The sequence below is a fragment of the Bacillus sp. 123MFChir2 genome (assembly GCF_000383235.1).
Lineage (GTDB): Bacteria > Bacillota > Bacilli > Bacillales > Bacillaceae_G > Bacillus_A.
The window spans coordinates 19,948-38,594 of the sequence record NZ_KB910950.1; the positions used below are offsets into that span (position 1 = coordinate 19,948).

Genomic DNA, 18,647 nt, shown 5'->3' on the forward strand with positions numbered 1-18,647 from the left:
AGGAAAAGGCCCTGACCTCTCCTATGCACGGCCAGATGCTCTCATCCTCCCCAAAAAACAAAGGGGTTTTTATGTCGTTTTTTTTATTTGCATTTATATAGATGTTAGCAATTGATAACAAAATAGAACCCATTTACTAAACCGTTGTTTAACGATACTATTAGTCTTAGTAGTTTAAAATTTATCGTTATTTAAACCTATATATAGGAAGGTCATTATGGAAAAAATTTTACAAAAAGTTCAGTCGTTAGGTTTTAATCAATACGAAGCTAAAGCGTATGTGGCCCTAGTATATTTAGGGACATCAAGTGCTTATCAAGTAAGTAAACAATCTGGTGTGCCTCGCGCTCGGATTTATGAAGTGTTAGAAGGATTAGAAAAAATGGGTGTAGTGATGAAAGAAGAAGTGAATGAAGCCGCACAATATTCTCCTTTGCCTGTTGATGTATTTTTAGAATCAATTAAACAAAAATGGGAAGATACGTATACATCTGTACAACAAGAATTAAAAGAAGTTGAGAGTCAAAGACCAAAAGCTGATCCGCGTGTTACAACGATAAAGGGAGAAGAAACAATCCTTTCATTTTGTCGCATTCTTCTTCGCCGAGCTAAAAGTAGAATTATCATATCTATGTGGAATACGATGTATGAAAAGCTTGAAGAAGACTTGCGAAAGATGCAAAAAACTTGCAGTCTAAAAGGAATTGTCTTTCAAGTTGAAGATCCATTACCAAATTTAGTGATTCATCGTAAAACCGATTACGTAGATAACATCGGAGAAAAAAAGTGGTTTATTATTTCTATTGATGGCAAAGAAATGATTTATGGTCACCCTGTAGAACAAAATGGAAATACCTTTTTCACAGATGACCCTGTGCATGTGTCTCTATTAGAGAATTACATATGGCATGATGTATTAGTGAATCGATTAATGCAAGAAAGTAAGGATAATTTACAACCTTGGATTTCTGTAGAAAGAGAGAAGTTTTTTGAGTAATCAAACTTTATTATTCTTCATGATAAAAAATAATTATTCTATATGAACGTTTTAGCGTATTTTTCCATAAAAATGTAGCATAACTAAACGTAAGTAATTACACATTTGATATGTTAACAATTTTAAGGGGGAAATAGCGCATGGCATTATTATGGTCATTAATTATTGGAGGCATTTTAGGCTGGTTTGCTAGCTTAATCATTGGAAGAGATGTTCCTGGTGGGGTAATTGGAAATATTATTGCAGGTATTATTGGATCTTGGATCGGCACATCACTTCTTGGTAAATTCGGTCCTGTGATTGGTGGTTTTTCGATAGTCCCAGCTTTAATCGGTTCCATTATTCTTATTTTTATTGTTAGCTTTTTGCTTCGGATGATGAAAAAGTAAAGTAGGAGGACTGTTTACTTATGTAAGCAGTCCTTTTTCGTTAATTTTGTGTTATATTTGTAAATCTGTTATGCTAAGGACATAATATTTGGAGGTGTCAACATGAAAGAATTTACAGTTAATTTCCATCAAGAAGATAATGCAAAAGCAACGACTGTTTATAAATTAAATGAAGATGATTTTAACAAAGCAACAGAAGGCGGTACGCGTCATCTGTTTGATTTAGATACTAATGTAGGTTTTTTTGTCTTCTTTGATGCGGAAGATGCTGAAGGTAATGAGCAATATTTAATGCTTCAATATGAAGGGGATCATGAAGAACCAAGCGCGTGCTACGGTTTTGATTTAAAACTATTTTATCAATTTGTAGCCCTTTATTTAAATGATCTTGAATTCCAAGGTGAAACGGATGAAGAAGAGGAAGAACATGGTCCAATTCATCATTTAGCACATTTACTTTATCACATCGTAGAAGATGGTAAAGAGATTGAAGCTTAATTACATAAGAAAGGCTGCTCCTTATGCGGACAGCCTTTTTGTTTTGTCTTGTTTAAGAATATAAGTGATAAAGAGGTATTGGCAAGCGCCGCCAATTATGAGAAAAACGGCACACATATTAAATAAGAAACTCCCGCTAAAGTGTTGTAATAATAATGCTCCAGCTGCTGGACCAAGCATTCGTGAAATATCCCAGTGTGTACCGTATATAGAGAAATAAATCCCTCGCATATGTTCTGGTGCTAATGCAGAAACAAAACGTAATAGATGATTTAAAGCTATACTTTCTCCAATTGTTAAAATTAATAGTGTGAAAAATAATAACCATAATGTATTGGAGTAGCCGTAACCAATCGCAGCGATCGTATAGCAAACATAAGAAATAACAATAATTTTTTGCATTGAAAATTTCTCTGTCCATTTTACGACTCCGACTTGTAAAATAATCTCCATAATGCCTTTGCAAGTCGCCATAAATGTAAAAACAAACATAAAATTAGTGAATAATTCTTTTTCGGCATATAGTCGATAGTTTGTTTCTATTTGTGCATAGAAAAAACTAATAGGCAGCATAAAAATCATAAGTCCAAACACGCTATAATGTTGTGTGAGAAAATGCTTCCATTTTATAGAGGTGTTTTTTTGTTCGTTATGTTGAAGGATTGGAGCTGTTTCTGACAGCTGCGTCCATACAATAAACGAATAAAAAAATAAAGCAGCGGCCTCTAGGATAAAAAGTATGGTTGGATCATCTTTATAAAAGAAATATCCAAGCGCTGGGCCAGCGATTGCTCCAACAGCTCCAACTGTTTGAATGAGAGCAAATACTTCGGCTTGTTTTTCTTTCTCTGTTACATCTGCAATTTGTGCTCGTTGTGCAGGAATATAAAGAGAACGCCCTAGACCATTCATAATGTAGAAAAAAGCGAATAGTATAACAGATTTGGTGAAAATAAAACCAGTCATAGCGCATGCTTGTAAGAGTAGTCCAGTTAGAATAATTATTTTTCTCCCATACCGATCTGTAATGCTACCACCAAAAAGTGTAAAGAGAATTTCACTAAGTGGTTGTAGTCCAAAAAGTAACATAGTAAACAAGGCGTTTCCATTTAAAGCTTTGTTTACATATATGATGAAAATAAGTGCGAGCATTGCCCCGGTTATACTTGTTAACAGTTCTCCAAATAACCGGATCCATATCGGTTTACTATAACGTTTTGCGAATGTCATCATTTCATTCTCTCCTTTCTATATGGAAATTTTATGATGGAAAGGAAAGAGGAAAAAGAGTAGAATGAAGCAAAGAAATTTTTCATCTTTTAGGGGGATAGGCATGATAATTTTGGATCATTACATACAGCTCTGGTTTCAGTATGCAAAAGGGAGAAATCTTGGAGACAGCATAGAAATATCAATGCAAGACATTTCAAAATCATTATATTGTACAGATCGAAATAGTAAATTCACAATAAAAAAACTGGAAGAAATGAAATGGATTTGCTGGTTGCCAGGACGGGGAAGAGGAAATCGATCTAAAATCTCTTTTTTACAAGATCCAGCAACGCTTATTTTTGAAAAAGGAAAGGCCCTAGTGAAACAAGGCGAAATTAAAAGTGGAAAAGCTTTTATTCACACATATGCAGAGTATTTTCCCTATGTATTAGAACAATTCAAAACATGGGTTGACACACTTTTTGGATACCACATTGAACAGTCATCTCAAGGAAGAATCGATGTTTTACGTCTAAACATGCGCATGCAGCCAATTACATGTTTAGATCCTATGTATGTAACGCTTCGCTCTGAGTGTCACATTGTTAAGCACGTTTGTGATACGCTTGTTCATTATAATGAACAGACAAATGAAGTCGAACCTCGCCTCGCTTTTTATTGGGAATACAATCATACGCATAAAATTTGGACATTTTATCTCCGTAAGGGCGTTCATTTTCATAATCAAAAAGTGCTTACTACACATGATGTCAAGTATACTTTCAATCGTTTTTTAAGTACAAAAAACAATCCCTATCGCTGGATGCTACAAGATATTAAAAGAATACATATCGTCAATGAATATACAATTGAAATTCAATTACAAAGAGAAAATGAATTATTTTTATACATTTTAGGAGGGGAACATTGTTCTATCGTATCCGAATCATATAATACAGAGACTAATCAATACTTATTAAATGGAACAGGTCCATTCAAACTTGTTAAAAATGATGATGAACTCCTTGTTTTAGAAGTAAATCCTTTATATTTTCGCGAGCGCCCATTTCTTGATCGTATTGAGCTTTGGTACTCACAAGATTTAAGTAGTTATAGCGGTTATGAAGTATTATCTGGTTCTATACAACATGATAGAAAGAGCGCCCAAAAAGAAACGTCTCAATTAGAAGCGAATGTAACATATATAACACTCAATACTAAAAAACGAGGTCCTATGCAACATGTAGCTTTTCGACAAGTATTAAAACAAATTATCAACGGTATGCAAATAATAAACGATTTAAAAGGTGAACGCGGAGAAGCAGCGACGAATCTGTTATTAGGAAAAACAATTGAAATAAAGAACGGAAATTCAATTAAAGATTTATTAGGGATTAGTGGGTATAGAGGGGAAACATTATATTTATATACCTTTCAAGAGCAAGATCACGCTGAGGATTCACATTGGATTCAAAAAGAATGTGCTAAGTATGGAATTAAGATAGAACTATCTTTTTTAGATGCACATGAACTTCTTACACCTCGGATAATACAAGAAGCTGATTTGATTCATGATAGTGCTACAATAAGCGAGCACACGGAATTAAGTTATCTATATTTACTACTAACGAAAAATAGTTTTCTTCATCAGCATAGTTCTTTCAATTTAAATGAGAAGTTGAAACGTGTATTTAAGGAACAAAACCGGAGTATGCGTTTGCAATTGTTAGGGGAAACAGAACAGGAGCTGTTAGAAGATATTCATATCATTCCTTTGTATCGAAATTATATGACGATACATGCGCAAGAGACAATACAAAATGTAGCAATTAACTCTCAGGGATGGATTAATTTTTATCATATATGGTTTAAACAACAACATAACGTAACAATGTAGTAGAACAAAGTGCAACCCATCATTTCTTCGACCGTTTTACGATGAAATGATGGGTTTATTACTTATAGAACAGATAAAGTGATACTTAGCATAGCAACCATTTCATTCTATTTTTCATACAAATGGAAAAATGCATCTTTACAGCGTAACAATGTTATGTTACATTGAATAAAAAGAAGGGAGAGCAAAATTTTGAGTCAGGACTTAATTTCGAAAAAAGATTTGTTAGATCTAGCCGGAATCTCCTATGGTCAGCTATATAGATGGAAAAGAAAAAACTTAATACCAGAAGATTGGTTTGTGAGAAAATCAACGTTTACAGGGCAAGAGACGTTTTTCCCAAAAGAAAAGATTTTAGATAGAATCGAAAAAATTCAGACGATGAAAGAAAATTTGTCCCTTGATGATTTGGCAAATATGTTCTCACCAAATGTGAATGAGATTAGTTTAACAAAGGAAGGAATTATACAACGGGGGATTGCCTCAGAGTCAGTGGTCAATTTTTTTATAGAAGAAAATCAGGAAATGACTGAATTTCGTTTTGTAAAAATCCTTTTTATTTATATTTTAGAAAAAGCACTTCAATCTGGAGAGATTAGCCTCGAAGAAGGAAAAATGCTGCTACATGTTTTAAATGAACATTATGAAACGATGAAGAATAAACATGGTGAGCTCATTTTTATTCGAAAATTAGGTATTTCAACATGCCTCTTACTTTCGAGTGCAGAGGATTTATACTTCGATCAAGGCACGAAAATCGCGATACGTTTACCTTTAATGATTTGTACAGAAGAATTAAAAACAAAGTTATTATGAAGGAGGGATAGTAGTGAAAACCGGTGATTTATTAATTAATGGATATGGAACGTCAAACGGAGGACAGTTTCGCAATGTGCAATTAAACGGAAAAGGGACTGTAAATGGGGATGTAGAATGTGTGGATTTTGAGTGTAATGGTTCTGGTCATGTAAATGGAGATATAAAAGCTGAGACAGTAAAAATAAGTGGTTCCGGAAAGATAACTGGAAAAGTAGACACCATGCATATGAGTATTGAAGGTAGCGGTAGTATACAACAAGATGCAACTGTAAAGAAAATGAAGATTTCTGGTAAAGGAACGGTCGGAGGAAATGTATTCGGTGAGGACATGGATATTCGCGGTAAAGCAGTCATTGATGGGAATTGTGAGGTAGATACTTTCAAATCAGAAGGACAATTTATTGTGGGCGGCTTATTAAGTGCAGATAATATGTATATTGATATTCACGGAGAATGCAAAGCAAAAGAAATAGGTGGTCAAACGATTAACATAAAATATAGGAAATCCCCTTTAAGTTGGCTCTTTAAAACAATATTTACTCCTCGATTAGAAACAGAATTAATAGAAGGGGACAATATTAATGTTGAATATACAAACACGAACATAATTCGAGGAAACAATGTTACGATTGGTCCAAATTGTGAAATTAATCTTGTTGAATATACTGGGATTTGTGAAATTGATAAAAGTGCTAACGTAAAAGAAAGTCGAAAAATTTAATTTTTAAATAGAAAGGGGAAGACGGAATGAAAGAACAGTATAACCTTAGCCTAAACGGTTCTGGTAATTCATCAGGCGGTATCTACAACAATGTCAAAATTCGCGGAGAAGGAACAATTTTGGATGACATTGATTGTGATGTGTTTAAGACGTATGGGGCGAGTGAAGTGCAAGGTAATATAAAAGCACAAACCGTAACTGTGTTTGGAGAAACAAAGATTCGTGATGATTTGCATTCAGAAAATGTAAAAGTTAACGGCAGCATTGAACTTGGTGGTACGGCAGAAGTGAAGCATACAAAAGTACGAGGGATGTTTGACATTGGTGGCAGTTTTACTGGTGAAGAGGTCGATATAACAGGTGGAATAAATGTGAAAGGAAATCTAGAAGCGGAGAATTTTACAGTAAATGGCGGCTTTACGATCGGTGGTATGCTGAACGCTGGAAATATTAATATTATTTTAAGATATGAACACAGTAATGTAGAAGAAATAGGAGGAGAGAAAATTACAATTCAAAAAAAAATATCATTCTTTCCTTTTTTGAAACACAGTGGATATCTTCATGCGAATATAATTGAAGGCGATGAGATCTATCTTGAATATACAAAAGCTGATATCGTTCGAGGAAACAATGTTGCGATTGGTCCAAATTGTGAAATTGGAGTAGTAGAATATCATGAAACATACAAAAACAAGAATCAATCATTTGTGAAAGAATATAAACAAGTATAGATGAATACTGAAATTCACAATATAAGAGCCACTTTATCCCGTGTCTTACTTCAAGATTTAGAGGAAAGTTTTTAGAAATTGATGAAAAGCACTCCCTTCATGAAGAGAGTGCTTTTATTGTTTTAGAAACCTAAATTGAAATTATTCTTCAATAATCTCGTATTCTTCATCTGCCAATAATAAAATTTGTAACTTCTTACCTTTGTTATGTACTTCAATTACATCATATGTTCCTAAATTTTTCACTTTATTTGCTGAAGCATTTACCATTCCCTCAACAGAGTCGATTAAAATATCTTCTTCAACGTAGGATTCAGGTAAAGACATATCTTCAGTTTCTAATACACATGCATATAAATTTTGTAAATCAGTAGCTGATGGATTTAATTCCTCAACATCAATTAAATTTTTTACTGCATTTACATGCTCTTCTTTTGGTTGATATACTTTAATTTTTGCCATATTCTATTCTCCTTTATTTCTTAATCTAAGAGGCTATATATTATTATAACGTTTTTTATGAAAAACATGAAACAGTAACATGTCAGTAAATGAAAAAATGCTATAATTTAATAAGTTTTTATCGATTTTTCTAGTTATACTTGAGAAAAAAGTCATTGTTACTTCTTCAGGTGAATACAATATAGTAGAAATATGATGTATAAAATTTTTTCACTTTCTTAATCTTTATATTACATATATAATTTAAAAGAGACGAATCGGACTATTTATAAAAGAATTGAGGTTTAACAAACAATGACAATAAAAATTATTACAGATAGTGCGGCGGACTTACCGAAGGACTTGCTCCAAAATTATGATATAGAAGTTATTCCTCTTCGTGTATATGATGAACAAGAAACGGAATTCGTTGATGGTGTAACACTAGATCCTATTGATTTACTACGAAATATGAGAGAAGGAAAAGTATATAAAACATCATTACCTTCTTTAGAAAAAATTCAAGAAGTATTTACTACATATGCAAAACAGGATATCACCTGTATTTATTTAGCTTTTTCTTCTGAGCTCTCCGGCACATATCAATCCTCTGTACTTGTAAAAGAGGAAGTAAAAGAAGCCTACCCTAATTCTTCTTTAGAAATTATTGATACAAAATGTATATCAACTGGCCTAGGATTAGTCGTAATAGAGGCTGCGAAAATGGCACAAGACGGAGCAACAAAAGAAGAAATTTTAAACCGTATTGCATTTTTGACTGAGCATATGGAACATGTATTCACTGTTGCAGATTTACAATATTTAGTTCGTGGTGGACGGCTAAGTAAAGTGGCAGGATTTATAGGTGGTTTATTAAATATTAAGCCTATTTTAAATGTAGAAGATGGAAAGCTTATTCCACTGGAAAAAATACGCGGGCGGAAGAAAGTATTTCAACGTATAGTTGAGATTATGGAAACAAGGGGTAAGGACTTTAAAAATCAAACAATTGGAATTTCACACGGTGATGATTTAGAAAGTGTCGACATATTAAAAGAAATGATTACTGAGAAATTTGGATGCAAAGCATTTGTAGTAAATTCAATTGGTGCAGCTATTGGAGCTCATGCTGGTCCGGGAACATTAGCTATTTGTTTCTTAAATGAAGTATAAAAAGAAACAGTCTCTTTAAAATAAGGGACTGTTTCTTTTTTATTCATATCAATTACTAAAATTTTAGAAGTAATAGTGTGAAAACATAAAAGTATTTTATAAATATACCACACCAAAACAAATATTTTTTAAGACAAAATAACGATTTTATTATATAATTTTAATACAATAAATATTGAAATTTGGACATTTAAATTTTGTTTTAAGGATGGTATTTCATGAAAAACATAGACTTTATTCTTGAAAGTGATGAGGGATTAAAGCCATCAGAACGACTTGTTTTATTGCTATTAGAAAAACATAGAATATTATATACAAATGATTTACTTGTTTTATCGAATTTATCGTATAAAACATTAGTAGATTCTTTAACAACACTTGTTATGAAATCGTATATAACAAAGAAAACTGGAAAAGGCCGCAAGCAAAATAGATATAGTTTAATATAATTAAATTATCGTCAACAGAAAAGAGGGAGAGCTGTAAATATGCTCTTTCTCTTTTATAATTAAAATTCATCATCACTAATTAAATTTCCGGCATCATGGTCTTTCATTAATCGCTGCTTCAAATAATTTTCTTTTGTTGTTCGATCATCTTTATGCCCAACAGCTGCGGCGATGATATGCGGTGGTAATTGTTTATAGTCATATAAATATTGAACATAAAAATGCCGAAAGAAATGGGGAGTTATTTTTTCATCCTTTGTAAAAGATAAATTAGTTTCTTTTATAATCTTTGTAATATATTGAGACAGATAATTTTCTTTATACGCTGTATGATTTTTTGTTTGAAAAATTGTACCGCCATGCTTAATTCCTAATTCAATTGGCAAGCGTCGTCTTCTTCGAAAAGCAATGATTCTCTCAAACACAGCTTTATTAATGGGTACAATTCGTTCAGAATCTCCTTTTGTATTTACATAAAGATAATAACGATCGCGTAATACATCATATTCTAAATCTTCCCACCTTGCATGCGCAATTTCGGCAACACGTAATCCGGTTGTTGCCAATATCGAAAGCAAGGCATAATTGATAGGATTATTTTTATAATAGGAAAGCAATTCTTTTACTTCTTCATAAGATAGCTCTCTTCTTGGTTTATGTTTTTTTGTTATTGTTGTACTTAATATCTCAATGTACAAAGGCTCTTTAATATATTCAATTTCATATAACCACTTTAAAAAAGAACGTGTAATGCGTAACTTTCTACTTATTGTTGCTGGTTTATAAGTTTCTTTTGATTGATAGGAAATCGCTTCTTCAGCAAGCCACTTTTGATAATTACGAATATGTCGTTTTCGTAAATTCATCCAAACTTTACCTTCTATAAAATGTTCCACATCCATTTGTAAAAATTCCATATGCTCTTTAATAAAAAAATAAAATTGTGATAAATCTCTAGAATAGAGAAGACGAGATGTATCTTTGACTCGTTTTTCCTTATCAAAATGCGTTTGTCGATTTAAGTAATAATACAAAATTTCTTCGTCAGAAAAACCTTCATATGAATATGTATATTGACGTTCATTTTGTTCTTTTCGATCTTCAGCTGACTTTAAAAAGTCTTCGTTCCAAATCGCGATTGTATTTGCAAATTTTTCTTTGTTATTTTTATTGTGTAATAACGAATGTTGATTTTGAAGTGGTAATAAATTAAATTTCATTTTATATCATATCCTTATTTATTTCGCTTATTTCATGAATGAAAGAAAATAAACTATAACTATATTTTATTTTAAATTTTATGTATGTAAAATTCAATAGTTATTAGTAACCATAGAAAATCACACATTTTCTATGGTTAAGAATTCATATATAAATTTTTTTTAGTGAGTCGATTTAAAATAATATGTAATTTAATTTAAAAATAAAAAGAAATCAAATGTGTTATATAATATAATTATAGTTTTGTATTTTTATATGATATAATAAGTTTATGTTTTATTATAATTATCTTTTACATTCTATGTTTATATAAATTATATTTAGCTTTGATTAGAAAGGATTTCATTTATGTACGATCATACATACGAACAATATATGGATACAAATGAGGTAAAAGAATATTTACGTATTTCAAATTTCACATTTAAGAAATTAATGAAAGAAAATAAATTGACGCCAATTAATAAAGACACGTGGCGATTAGATGGAAGTTTTTTGTTTCAAAAAACTCAGGTTACTGCATTACAATCTCAATTACATATAGAAGGTATGACATTAAACCAAGCAAGTAAACAGTTTCATATTAGTATGTATCAATTATGGAAATGGATTGAAGAGGGAGAGTTATCGTATACAATTCAAATGCATAGAAACAAGGAAACAAAGTTTGTTCAAGAGGGCGATGTAAAGAATTTGGCTGAAAAATTAGATGATGCCAATAGTCTTTATACATATTCTCGTAAATATAATGTTGTTTTATTTCAAAAATTTATACAAGGGAATACAATTGCCCGCATAACCTCTATTCCAAAAAGAGGAGACATTATCGTAACAGATGAATTTGGAAATGAGATGACATTACAGCAGTCAAAGGAAAGCGGCTTTTTAGCAGCATATCAATTATCAGACAAACCGAGAAGTCATCATCAAAAATTCGTGAAGTTTCGTTTTTTGAAAACACACAATTTACGAAGTGATGTTTTTCAGCGAATTGATTTTTTATTGCAATATGTCTCACCACGAAACCTTCGAATTTCTGAAGAACACAATTTCTGGATTATTGAAATTCGCCAATCGCTCATTCAAGTTCCTATGCAAATTCAACAAGAGTGGATTGACTCTCTTATGCCCTATATAATAGAAGGGAAATTAGTAAAACGGCCAAATAATAACATTTACATTGATAGCAATAGTGTTACGAAAAGCGTTGTACTATCTTCATCAGAGTATCAATCTATCTCAAACATTGTAACTGAAGAAAAGATGTCAATTGAAGAATTTATTACTTCTGCAATTCGTGAAAAATTAGAGCGCCATACAATGAAATACTAAAAGACTTATCATGTTATTGATAAGTCTTTTAGTATACAAAAATATCCAAAATGTCTAAAAAAGACCTTTCAGATTCTTTTCTAAGAGGATACAATCTATAAAGTGATATAATAAGGTTTGATTTATATACAGATCCGAAAAGAGACTTATAGAAGCCTTAAATTGATTTGGTTATATTTTGAAGTGAAATTAATTTACATTTAGTTTACATAATAATTTTATGATCTGACTAATTAAGTAGAATAGATAGCATTTCTTTATACATCTTTATAAAGAAAATGTTATGTGATTATCCTGCTAATACATTTAATATGAATGATATATATGGAGGGATAACAATGAATATTCAACTTGTGTTGTTTGATGGATTTGACGAGCTAGATTCGATAGGGCCCTATTAAGTATTAAAACGTGCAAATGAATTTGGAGCAAATTTCGATGTGAAAATGTTTAGCTTTATGGATTATTGAACGTTTTGTAGGTTCTGAAGTAGCGTATTCCGTTGAAAGAAGACTGGAATATGAGAAAAGTGATACGGTATGGCGAAGAACATCATTTTAATTTACAGAAGAAAGAAGTGAATTTTTAAGGGAAATCAGTACTTTATAATGAAGTGCTGATTTTTTATTTATACCGCTATTCGTTCGCTACAAGAAAACGAAAAATATAGCTTTCTATACGTAAAAATAAATGATATAATTCCAATTAAAGTGTAATATTACACTTTAATTGGAGGGGGAGGATAAATTGAAAAGCAGTAAAATAATAATTTCTGTAGTAATATACACGAGCTTACTAACGGTCTCTATACATACATATATAAAACAGCAAGCTCGGCCTGTTATAGCAGATGCTGGACGGTTACTTCCGACAAAAGTTAAACGAATTGAAAGTGTTGAAGATGAAAAGAAATTACAACAATTTGTTCAGGACGCAAGTGCTTCAAATGAAAAGCTCTCTATTGCGGGGATGCAGCATACGCAAGGTGGCCATACATATTATCCAAGTGGCACTGTCTTGGATATGAAAAATTACAATAAAATAGTGGAGTTCAATCCAGAGCAACAAAGAATAAGAGTGCAAAGCGGCGCAACATGGAATGATATTCAAAAGGTGATTAATCCATATGGTCTTGCGATTCAAGTGATGCAATCGCAAAATATCTTTACGATAGGTGGTTCTATAAGTGCAAATGTACATGGACGAGATATACGGCATGATGCACTTATAGATACAGTTGATTCATTTCGGTTATTAATGGCAAACGGTAATATTAAAAATGTCAGTAGAAATGAAAATGCAGAGTTATTCTCTCTAGTAATAGGTGGATATGGTTTATTCGGGGTTATTTTAGATGTAACATTAAAATTAACGGAAGATGAACTATATCAAATACGAACCAAGACGTTAGACTACCGTGAATATACTTCCTATTTTAAGAAACATGTAGAAGGTGATGAAGGGGTGCGTATGCATTTAGCACGTATCTCTGTTGCACCAGATTCATTTTTACGTGAGATGTACGTGACGAATTACGTTCTCGCTACGGATCAAGAACAGCGAGAGCGATATAGTACATTAAAAGAAGAGACAAATGTTGCCCTGCCAAAGTTTTTTCTTGGATTATCTAGATATAGTGACTGGGGAAAAACAATGTTTTGGGATACCCAAAAGAAATATTTTGAACATACGGATGGCTCCTATGAAACTCGTAATAATGTTATGAGATCAGATAGTGCATTCATGGAATATGAAAATCCGAATCGTACTGAAATTTTACAAGAGTACTTTATTCCAGTTGATAACTTTTCTACCTATATAGATGACTTAAGAGACGTATTAGAACGTGAAGAACTAAATCTTCTTAATATTACAATTCGATATGTGACAAAAAACGAAAGTGCAGTTTTATCATATGCGAAAGAGGATATGTTTGCTCTTGTTCTTCTTATTAATCAAGGGCGTTCTGAAGAAGAAATAGATAAAACAAAAAAAGTAATTCAGAAGATGATAAACGTTACTTTACAACATGATGGCAGCTACTATTTGCCATATTATCAATATCCGGAAAAACAGCAGTTACAAAAAGCTTATTCACGTTCAAATGAGTTTTTTCAAAAAAAGAGGGAATATGATCCGCAAGAACGGTTTGTTAATTTATTTTACAAGGAGTATGGTCAATGACATATACAAGATTTGTAGTTTCACAAAGTCTCATTATGATGGCAGGAAGTATGGTATTTCCTTTTTATGTATTATTGCTAAGAAACGTAGGAAATAGCTTTTCACAATTTGGATGGGCATATGGTTTATTTGCATTAACAGCAGCACTTGCCTATCCTTTAATCGGTAAGGTTTCTGATCGGTTTGGTGATAAAAAACTGTTAATTGTATATTCTTGGTCAATGGCTGTGTTAATGTTATGTTTCCCAATCGCGACAGAAGTTTGGCATGTATATATTTTGCAAATTATGATGGGATTGTTAGGGGCTATGCAGAAAAACGCAGAAAAAACATCTCTTGCACGAAAAGTAGAACGTCAAGAGGCTGGGTATGAAATTGGAAAATATCATGTTTGGACATCTTTAGGAGCAGCGATAGCCATTATTTTAACTGGGTATTTAGTAGATTTTTTAACGATTGGAACGATTTTTTATGTCGCTTCTATTCTTTATATGATAAGTGGTTTTGTACTTTGCCGAACAAACAACAAAACCGCATATAACCGATAACATTTGTTTTCGGTTATATGCGGTTTGCAGAGGTTTAATTTACATTTAAGTGCTGTAAAAACAGCGTAGCTGATACGTATCGTTTTGCTAATCTTTGTACATACGCAGTATGAACTGATAGCGTTGCAATAACAATTGCATTTCGAATAGCTTCGCGCTGTTCCTTGTTTATATGCTCAATTTTAGCTGCTAACTCATCCGCATTTTCTTTTATTGTTTGTTCAATAGTAAAAATCGTATTCGTTGTATTGAATTGAATGTAACCTCGTTGATTTAATTTTTCAAATAAAGAAGAGTAAAAAACATATAATTGTATAGGGTTAATTAAATCATCAGTGCGATCTGCAGGGTCATTCACGATAAGCTTTAACAACTTTCGGATAGAGTCAAAATCGAGCGTTGTTTTTAAATCTTCTACAATAAATAATAAGGCCGCTTGTTCAATTGAATATTTTTTTCCTTTTTGCGGAGAACCAATCATTTCTTTTATATCACGTTTCACCCAATTTTGGAGTGCTGTAATAGAAAAGTTAGTATGTTCAATTTGATTCCCTAGAGCTACAATTTCGTTTAATGAGAATCCAATATCCGTTTCTTCAATTTTAATCAGTTTTTCAAAAATAGGTGCTAATGCAGTTGTAATAATGGCTGTAAAACTTTGACCGCTTTCAATATCTTCTTTATGTGACTTTGCCCAGGCTTCTTGTAAAATTACAAGAGGCTTTTTTGTATTCCATCCTCTAAGAGAAAGAAGGAGCATCCCCATTTCGCTACGTGTGAGATGAAATGTTTCCATCTTTTCACCTCCAATAATATAAAGGTTCTTATGAACTTATATTATGCATTGTTCTATATAAAGTCAATTCTATTTTCATGATTGCTCTTGTAGTTAATTAAGTTAATAATTTTAATAAATAACTCTTGATTATTTCTATAAAAGTTCATATAATAAGTTCATAAGAACTTTTTAATTAACTTTTAAAAACATCTATCTTTTTCATAAATTAAGAGAAGGATAGATATTATATACATTTATAGAAGAAGGGGAATGAATAGTAAATGTTTAAAAAAATAGTTACAATATTGACAGCATTTATGTTTGTCTTTGCTGCTAGTAGTTTCGTTTCAGTAGATAGTGCTTACGCAAAAAGCTACAAATCTGGTAAAAAATCATATAGTCCAAGTTCAAGTCAAACACAAAAATCAAAAGTAGATTTGAATAAAAAAGATTCTAATGTAAATGCAAATAAAACAACAGATTCAAAAACAAAAGCAACAAATACGGCACCAAAAAGTAATAAAGGAAGCTTTATGAAAGGTCTTTTACTTGGTGGTCTTGGTGGTTTATTAATGGGAAGCTTATTTGCTAACATGGGAGCTCTTGGCTCTGTATTAGCATTTATGGTCAATATGTTAGTAATGGCTGGAATTGTAATGTTAGCAGTTCGCGCATTTAAATATTTTAAAAACCAACGTAAGAAACAGGTGGAAGAAGCAGCATGGAAACGATGAAAATATCTGAACAAGAGCTGATTAACGCACTTTGTGTATATATTGCACAAAAACGTCAAGTTGCTCCGGAACAAGTATCGGTGGAACTGATGTACGATGACGATTATGGTTTCTCAGCTGAAGTAGAAGTAAACGGTCGTAAGCAAATTTTAATTCAAGCAAATTTAATTGAGGCACTTCGCTTATGGCTTGATATGGAATATAACATTAATCCATTTGCTGTAAGATTACAGCTTGAATTACATGATGAAGAAGGTATTATCGCTTTGGCGAATTTAAATAGATCATATGAGTAATTGAAAAACAGCTGTTGAGATGTAACAATCTCAGTAGCTGTTTTTATGTTTGTAAAAGAGTATACAGGTTGCATTGATTAAGGATGTTTTGATAAGGAACTCTTAAAAGTATGCGGTGTTTCATTTCTATCTATAGACTGAATAAAATGATCTACTATTTTATTAAAACTGTCCGCTTCTTCTAAAAATGGACAATGGCAACTATCTTCAAAAATAATAAGTTGAGAATTTTGGAGGTGCTTGTGTAAATGTTCGCCTGCTGCAACAGGAATGAGCTTTTCTTCTCTGCCAAAACAAAGTAAAGTAGGAATCGTAATTTGAGTTAGGAAGTCCCGATAATCTACAACAGACTGATCAAACAAAATAGCACTTGCGATAGATTCTGGGATCGTTGTTACTTCTTTTAATATCCACTCAAAATCATCTTTTGAAAGAGGATGTTTGAACATTAATGATATAAATTCTTTTAGAAAATCAACTCGATTCATTTGCAATTCTCGCATAATATGAATAAGGGCCGGAAGATCAAAAGCCCCAATTGGAAAATCACCCCATTTAAAATCAGAGGCTAGTTCATCTACGATAACAGAGGCTATCACATTGCTTTCTCCAAATTGTTTTAAATATTCCCAAACAACAAATGCTCCCATAGACCAGCCAACTAAAATAACGTTCTCAAGGGATAATTTTTCGATAAATGCCTGTAGATCGCGAGCATAGTTTGCAATGGTATGCCCGGATTGAACGCGTGAAGAACGGCCATGACTTCGTAAATCTAGTGAAATCACGCGATAATTTTCACTAAAGTACGGCAGTTGTTTATGAAAAAAACGACTGCTCATCCAAACTCCATGTATAAATATAATTGGGGTTCCTTTTCCTTGCTCTTCATAATAAATATTCACATCATTATCAAGTTTTAAATAAGGCATGTACGTAAGTCTCCTTTTCAAAAAATAAGTTAATATATTCGAAAATATGTTTTATTTCAGCTGTGTATTCAAAGTTTCTTATATAAATCTAAAAATCCTCTTTTATGTTGGGGTATTTGAATGGGGAAAATTTACACAATAGTACAGAAATCTCTATTTTTTGCGTAAAATCAAAAGAAACTTTGATTATTTCTAAAAAAATTCGCCTAAAATATTGTCATATCTTGCCCTTTAAGATATCCTTTTGTAGAGAGGTGAAATCATGGAAAAAGTACTTATTTTCGGGCATAAAAACCCAGATACAGATGCAATTTGTTCTGCAATTGCATATGCAGAGTTAAAGAAAGAATTAGGAATGGATGCTGAGCCTGTTCGTTTAGGTGAAATCAGCGGAGAAACACAATTTGCTTTAGACTATTTCAAAGTAGAAGGACCACGTTGTGTTGAGACAGTAGCAAACGAAGTGGATAATGTTATTTTAGTTGATCATAACGAACGTCAACAAAGTGCGAATGATATCGAGTCTGTTCGTGTATTAGAAGTAATCGATCACCATCGTATTGCTAACTTTGAAACGAGCGATCCTTTATACTACCGTTGTGAGCCTGTTGGTTGTACAGCTACAATTTTAAATAAAATGTACAAAGAAAACGGCGTTGCAGTTCGTAAAGAAGTTGCAGGATTAATGTTATCTGCAATCATTTCTGATTCTTTACTATTTAAATCTCCAACTTGCACAGATCAAGACGTAGCAGCAGCTCGTGAACTAGCAGAAATCGCTGGTGTAGATGCGGAAAGCTACGGCTTAGAAATGTTAAAAGCTGGTGCAGACCTAAGCGGTAAAACAATGGAACAATTAATTTCTCTTGATGCAAAAGAGTTCCAAATGGGCACTGCAAAAGTTGAAATTGCACAAGTAAACGCTGTTGATACAAATGACGTTCTTGTACACCAAGCAGAATTAGAAAAAGTAATTTCTGCAGTAGTTGAAGAAAAAGGTTTAGACCTATTCTTATTCGTTGTAACAGATATTTTAACAAACGACTCTGTTGGCCTTGCAATTGGTAAAGCAGCACAAGTTGTTGAGAAAGCATACAAGGTAACTTTAGAAAACAACACAGCTACTTTAAAAGGTGTTGTTTCACGTAAAAAACAAATCGTTCCTGTATTAACAGAAACATTCCAAGCTCTATAAGAGTAACTTTGGATCTAAAAAAACAAGCAGATATACAGTCTGCTTGTTCTTTTTTGTTTTTAGGAAGGATAAAATCCCGGATATGAAAGTCTATTTT

General features: G+C 32.3%; 20 protein-coding genes. 15 read left to right on the plus strand and 5 right to left on the minus strand.

Features of this window, described 5'->3' with window-relative positions; translation table 11 throughout:
* The first annotated feature begins 217 nt into the window (after positions 1 to 217).
* The 3 genes from H280_RS0114290 to H280_RS0114300 all read left to right on the plus strand — a co-directional run bounded on the left by H280_RS0114290 (position 218) and on the right by H280_RS0114300 (position 1,884).
* Positions 218 to 997 (plus strand): TrmB family transcriptional regulator, encoded by a 780-nt coding sequence (locus tag H280_RS0114290; protein ID WP_020061818.1) that lies wholly within the window; start codon positions 218 to 220, stop codon positions 995 to 997.
* Positions 998 to 1,137: 140 nt separating this feature from the next.
* Complete coding sequence (locus H280_RS0114295; RefSeq protein WP_020061819.1) at positions 1,138 to 1,386, plus strand: GlsB/YeaQ/YmgE family stress response membrane protein; 249 nt, start codon at positions 1,138 to 1,140, stop codon at positions 1,384 to 1,386.
* Between the two features lie 102 nt (positions 1,387 to 1,488).
* Positions 1,489 to 1,884 (plus strand): hypothetical protein, encoded by a 396-nt coding sequence (locus tag H280_RS0114300; RefSeq protein WP_020061820.1) that lies wholly within the window; start codon positions 1,489 to 1,491, stop codon positions 1,882 to 1,884.
* 21 nt (positions 1,885 to 1,905) lie between these two features.
* On the opposite strand, the gene H280_RS0114305 is transcribed toward H280_RS0114300, so the two are convergent.
* Complete coding sequence (locus tag H280_RS0114305; protein WP_020061821.1) at positions 1,906 to 3,117, minus strand: MDR family MFS transporter; 1,212 nt, start codon at positions 3,115 to 3,117, stop codon at positions 1,906 to 1,908.
* 61 nt (positions 3,118 to 3,178) lie between these two features.
* Here H280_RS0114305 and H280_RS0114310 point away from each other — a divergent pair, with 61 nt between their 5' ends.
* From H280_RS0114310 to H280_RS0114325, 4 genes are all read left to right on the plus strand, one after another.
* The gene (locus tag H280_RS0114310) at positions 3,179 to 4,993 is read left to right on the plus strand and encodes an SgrR family transcriptional regulator (RefSeq protein ID WP_028411243.1); all 1,815 of its coding nucleotides are present in this window, start codon (positions 3,179 to 3,181) and stop codon (positions 4,991 to 4,993) included.
* A 192-nt stretch (positions 4,994 to 5,185) separates the two neighbouring features.
* Positions 5,186 to 5,809, plus strand: coding sequence for a YhbD family protein (locus H280_RS0114315; protein WP_020061823.1), 624 nt, complete (start codon positions 5,186 to 5,188; stop codon positions 5,807 to 5,809).
* Positions 5,810 to 5,822: 13 nt separating this feature from the next.
* Positions 5,823 to 6,533 carry a polymer-forming cytoskeletal protein gene (locus H280_RS0114320; RefSeq protein WP_020061824.1) on the plus strand — a complete coding sequence of 237 codons (711 nt, stop codon included), beginning with the start codon at positions 5,823 to 5,825 and terminating at the stop codon, positions 6,531 to 6,533.
* Between the two features lie 26 nt (positions 6,534 to 6,559).
* Entirely contained in the window at positions 6,560 to 7,267 is a 708-nt protein-coding gene (locus H280_RS0114325) for a hypothetical protein (RefSeq protein ID WP_020061825.1), read from the plus strand.
* 141 nt (positions 7,268 to 7,408) lie between these two features.
* On the opposite strand, the gene H280_RS0114330 is transcribed toward H280_RS0114325, so the two are convergent.
* Positions 7,409 to 7,729 (minus strand): hypothetical protein, encoded by a 321-nt coding sequence (locus tag H280_RS0114330; protein ID WP_020061826.1) that lies wholly within the window; start codon positions 7,727 to 7,729, stop codon positions 7,409 to 7,411.
* 294 nt (positions 7,730 to 8,023) lie between these two features.
* Here H280_RS0114330 and H280_RS0114335 point away from each other — a divergent pair, with 294 nt between their 5' ends.
* Both H280_RS0114335 and H280_RS0114340 read left to right on the plus strand, forming a co-directional pair.
* Positions 8,024 to 8,881, plus strand: a complete 858-nt coding sequence (locus H280_RS0114335; protein WP_020061827.1) for a DegV family protein — start codon at positions 8,024 to 8,026, stop codon at positions 8,879 to 8,881.
* A gap of 218 nt (positions 8,882 to 9,099) precedes the next feature.
* Positions 9,100 to 9,330: a hypothetical protein gene (locus H280_RS0114340; protein ID WP_020061828.1), complete on the plus strand. Its 231-nt coding sequence runs from the start codon at positions 9,100 to 9,102 to the stop codon at positions 9,328 to 9,330.
* Positions 9,331 to 9,389: 59 nt separating this feature from the next.
* Here H280_RS0114340 and H280_RS0114345 read toward each other — a convergent pair whose 3' ends face one another.
* The gene (locus H280_RS0114345; RefSeq protein ID WP_020061829.1) at positions 9,390 to 10,550 is read right to left on the minus strand and encodes a tyrosine-type recombinase/integrase; all 1,161 of its coding nucleotides are present in this window, start codon (positions 10,548 to 10,550) and stop codon (positions 9,390 to 9,392) included.
* A gap of 349 nt (positions 10,551 to 10,899) precedes the next feature.
* On the opposite strand from H280_RS0114345, the gene H280_RS0114350 reads away from it, so the two are divergent.
* From H280_RS0114350 to H280_RS0114360, 3 genes are all read left to right on the plus strand, one after another.
* Positions 10,900 to 11,883 carry a hypothetical protein gene (locus H280_RS0114350; RefSeq protein ID WP_020061830.1) on the plus strand — a complete coding sequence of 328 codons (984 nt, stop codon included), beginning with the start codon at positions 10,900 to 10,902 and terminating at the stop codon, positions 11,881 to 11,883.
* A gap of 747 nt (positions 11,884 to 12,630) precedes the next feature.
* A complete protein-coding gene (locus tag H280_RS0114355) occupies positions 12,631 to 14,067 on the plus strand; it encodes an FAD-binding oxidoreductase (protein ID WP_020061831.1) in 1,437 nt (478 codons plus the stop codon).
* Positions 14,064 to 14,615 (plus strand): MFS transporter, encoded by a 552-nt coding sequence (locus tag H280_RS0114360; RefSeq protein ID WP_020061832.1) that lies wholly within the window; start codon positions 14,064 to 14,066, stop codon positions 14,613 to 14,615. The genes H280_RS0114355 and H280_RS0114360 overlap by 4 nt, the downstream gene beginning before the upstream one ends.
* 34 nt (positions 14,616 to 14,649) lie before the next feature.
* Here H280_RS0114360 and H280_RS0114365 read toward each other — a convergent pair whose 3' ends face one another.
* Positions 14,650 to 15,411: a DUF1836 domain-containing protein gene (locus H280_RS0114365; protein ID WP_020061833.1), complete on the minus strand. Its 762-nt coding sequence runs from the start codon at positions 15,409 to 15,411 to the stop codon at positions 14,650 to 14,652.
* Positions 15,412 to 15,674: 263 nt separating this feature from the next.
* Here H280_RS0114365 and H280_RS0114370 point away from each other — a divergent pair, with 263 nt between their 5' ends.
* Together H280_RS0114370 and H280_RS0114375 are read left to right on the plus strand one after the other, a co-directional pair.
* Positions 15,675 to 16,127 (plus strand): hypothetical protein, encoded by a 453-nt coding sequence (locus H280_RS0114370; RefSeq protein ID WP_020061834.1) that lies wholly within the window; start codon positions 15,675 to 15,677, stop codon positions 16,125 to 16,127.
* Positions 16,115 to 16,423 (plus strand): YxcD family protein, encoded by a 309-nt coding sequence (locus tag H280_RS0114375; RefSeq protein WP_020061835.1) that lies wholly within the window; start codon positions 16,115 to 16,117, stop codon positions 16,421 to 16,423. Before H280_RS0114370 ends, H280_RS0114375 begins: the two co-directional genes overlap by 13 nt.
* A gap of 77 nt (positions 16,424 to 16,500) precedes the next feature.
* Here H280_RS0114375 and H280_RS0114380 read toward each other — a convergent pair whose 3' ends face one another.
* The gene (locus H280_RS0114380; RefSeq protein ID WP_020061836.1) at positions 16,501 to 17,355 is read right to left on the minus strand and encodes an alpha/beta fold hydrolase; all 855 of its coding nucleotides are present in this window, start codon (positions 17,353 to 17,355) and stop codon (positions 16,501 to 16,503) included.
* Positions 17,356 to 17,617: 262 nt separating this feature from the next.
* On the opposite strand from H280_RS0114380, the gene ppaC reads away from it, so the two are divergent.
* On the plus strand, positions 17,618 to 18,550 hold the full coding sequence (gene ppaC, locus H280_RS0114385) for a manganese-dependent inorganic pyrophosphatase (RefSeq protein ID WP_020061837.1): 933 nt from the start codon (positions 17,618 to 17,620) through the stop codon (positions 18,548 to 18,550).
* Positions 18,551 to 18,647 lie beyond the last annotated feature (97 nt).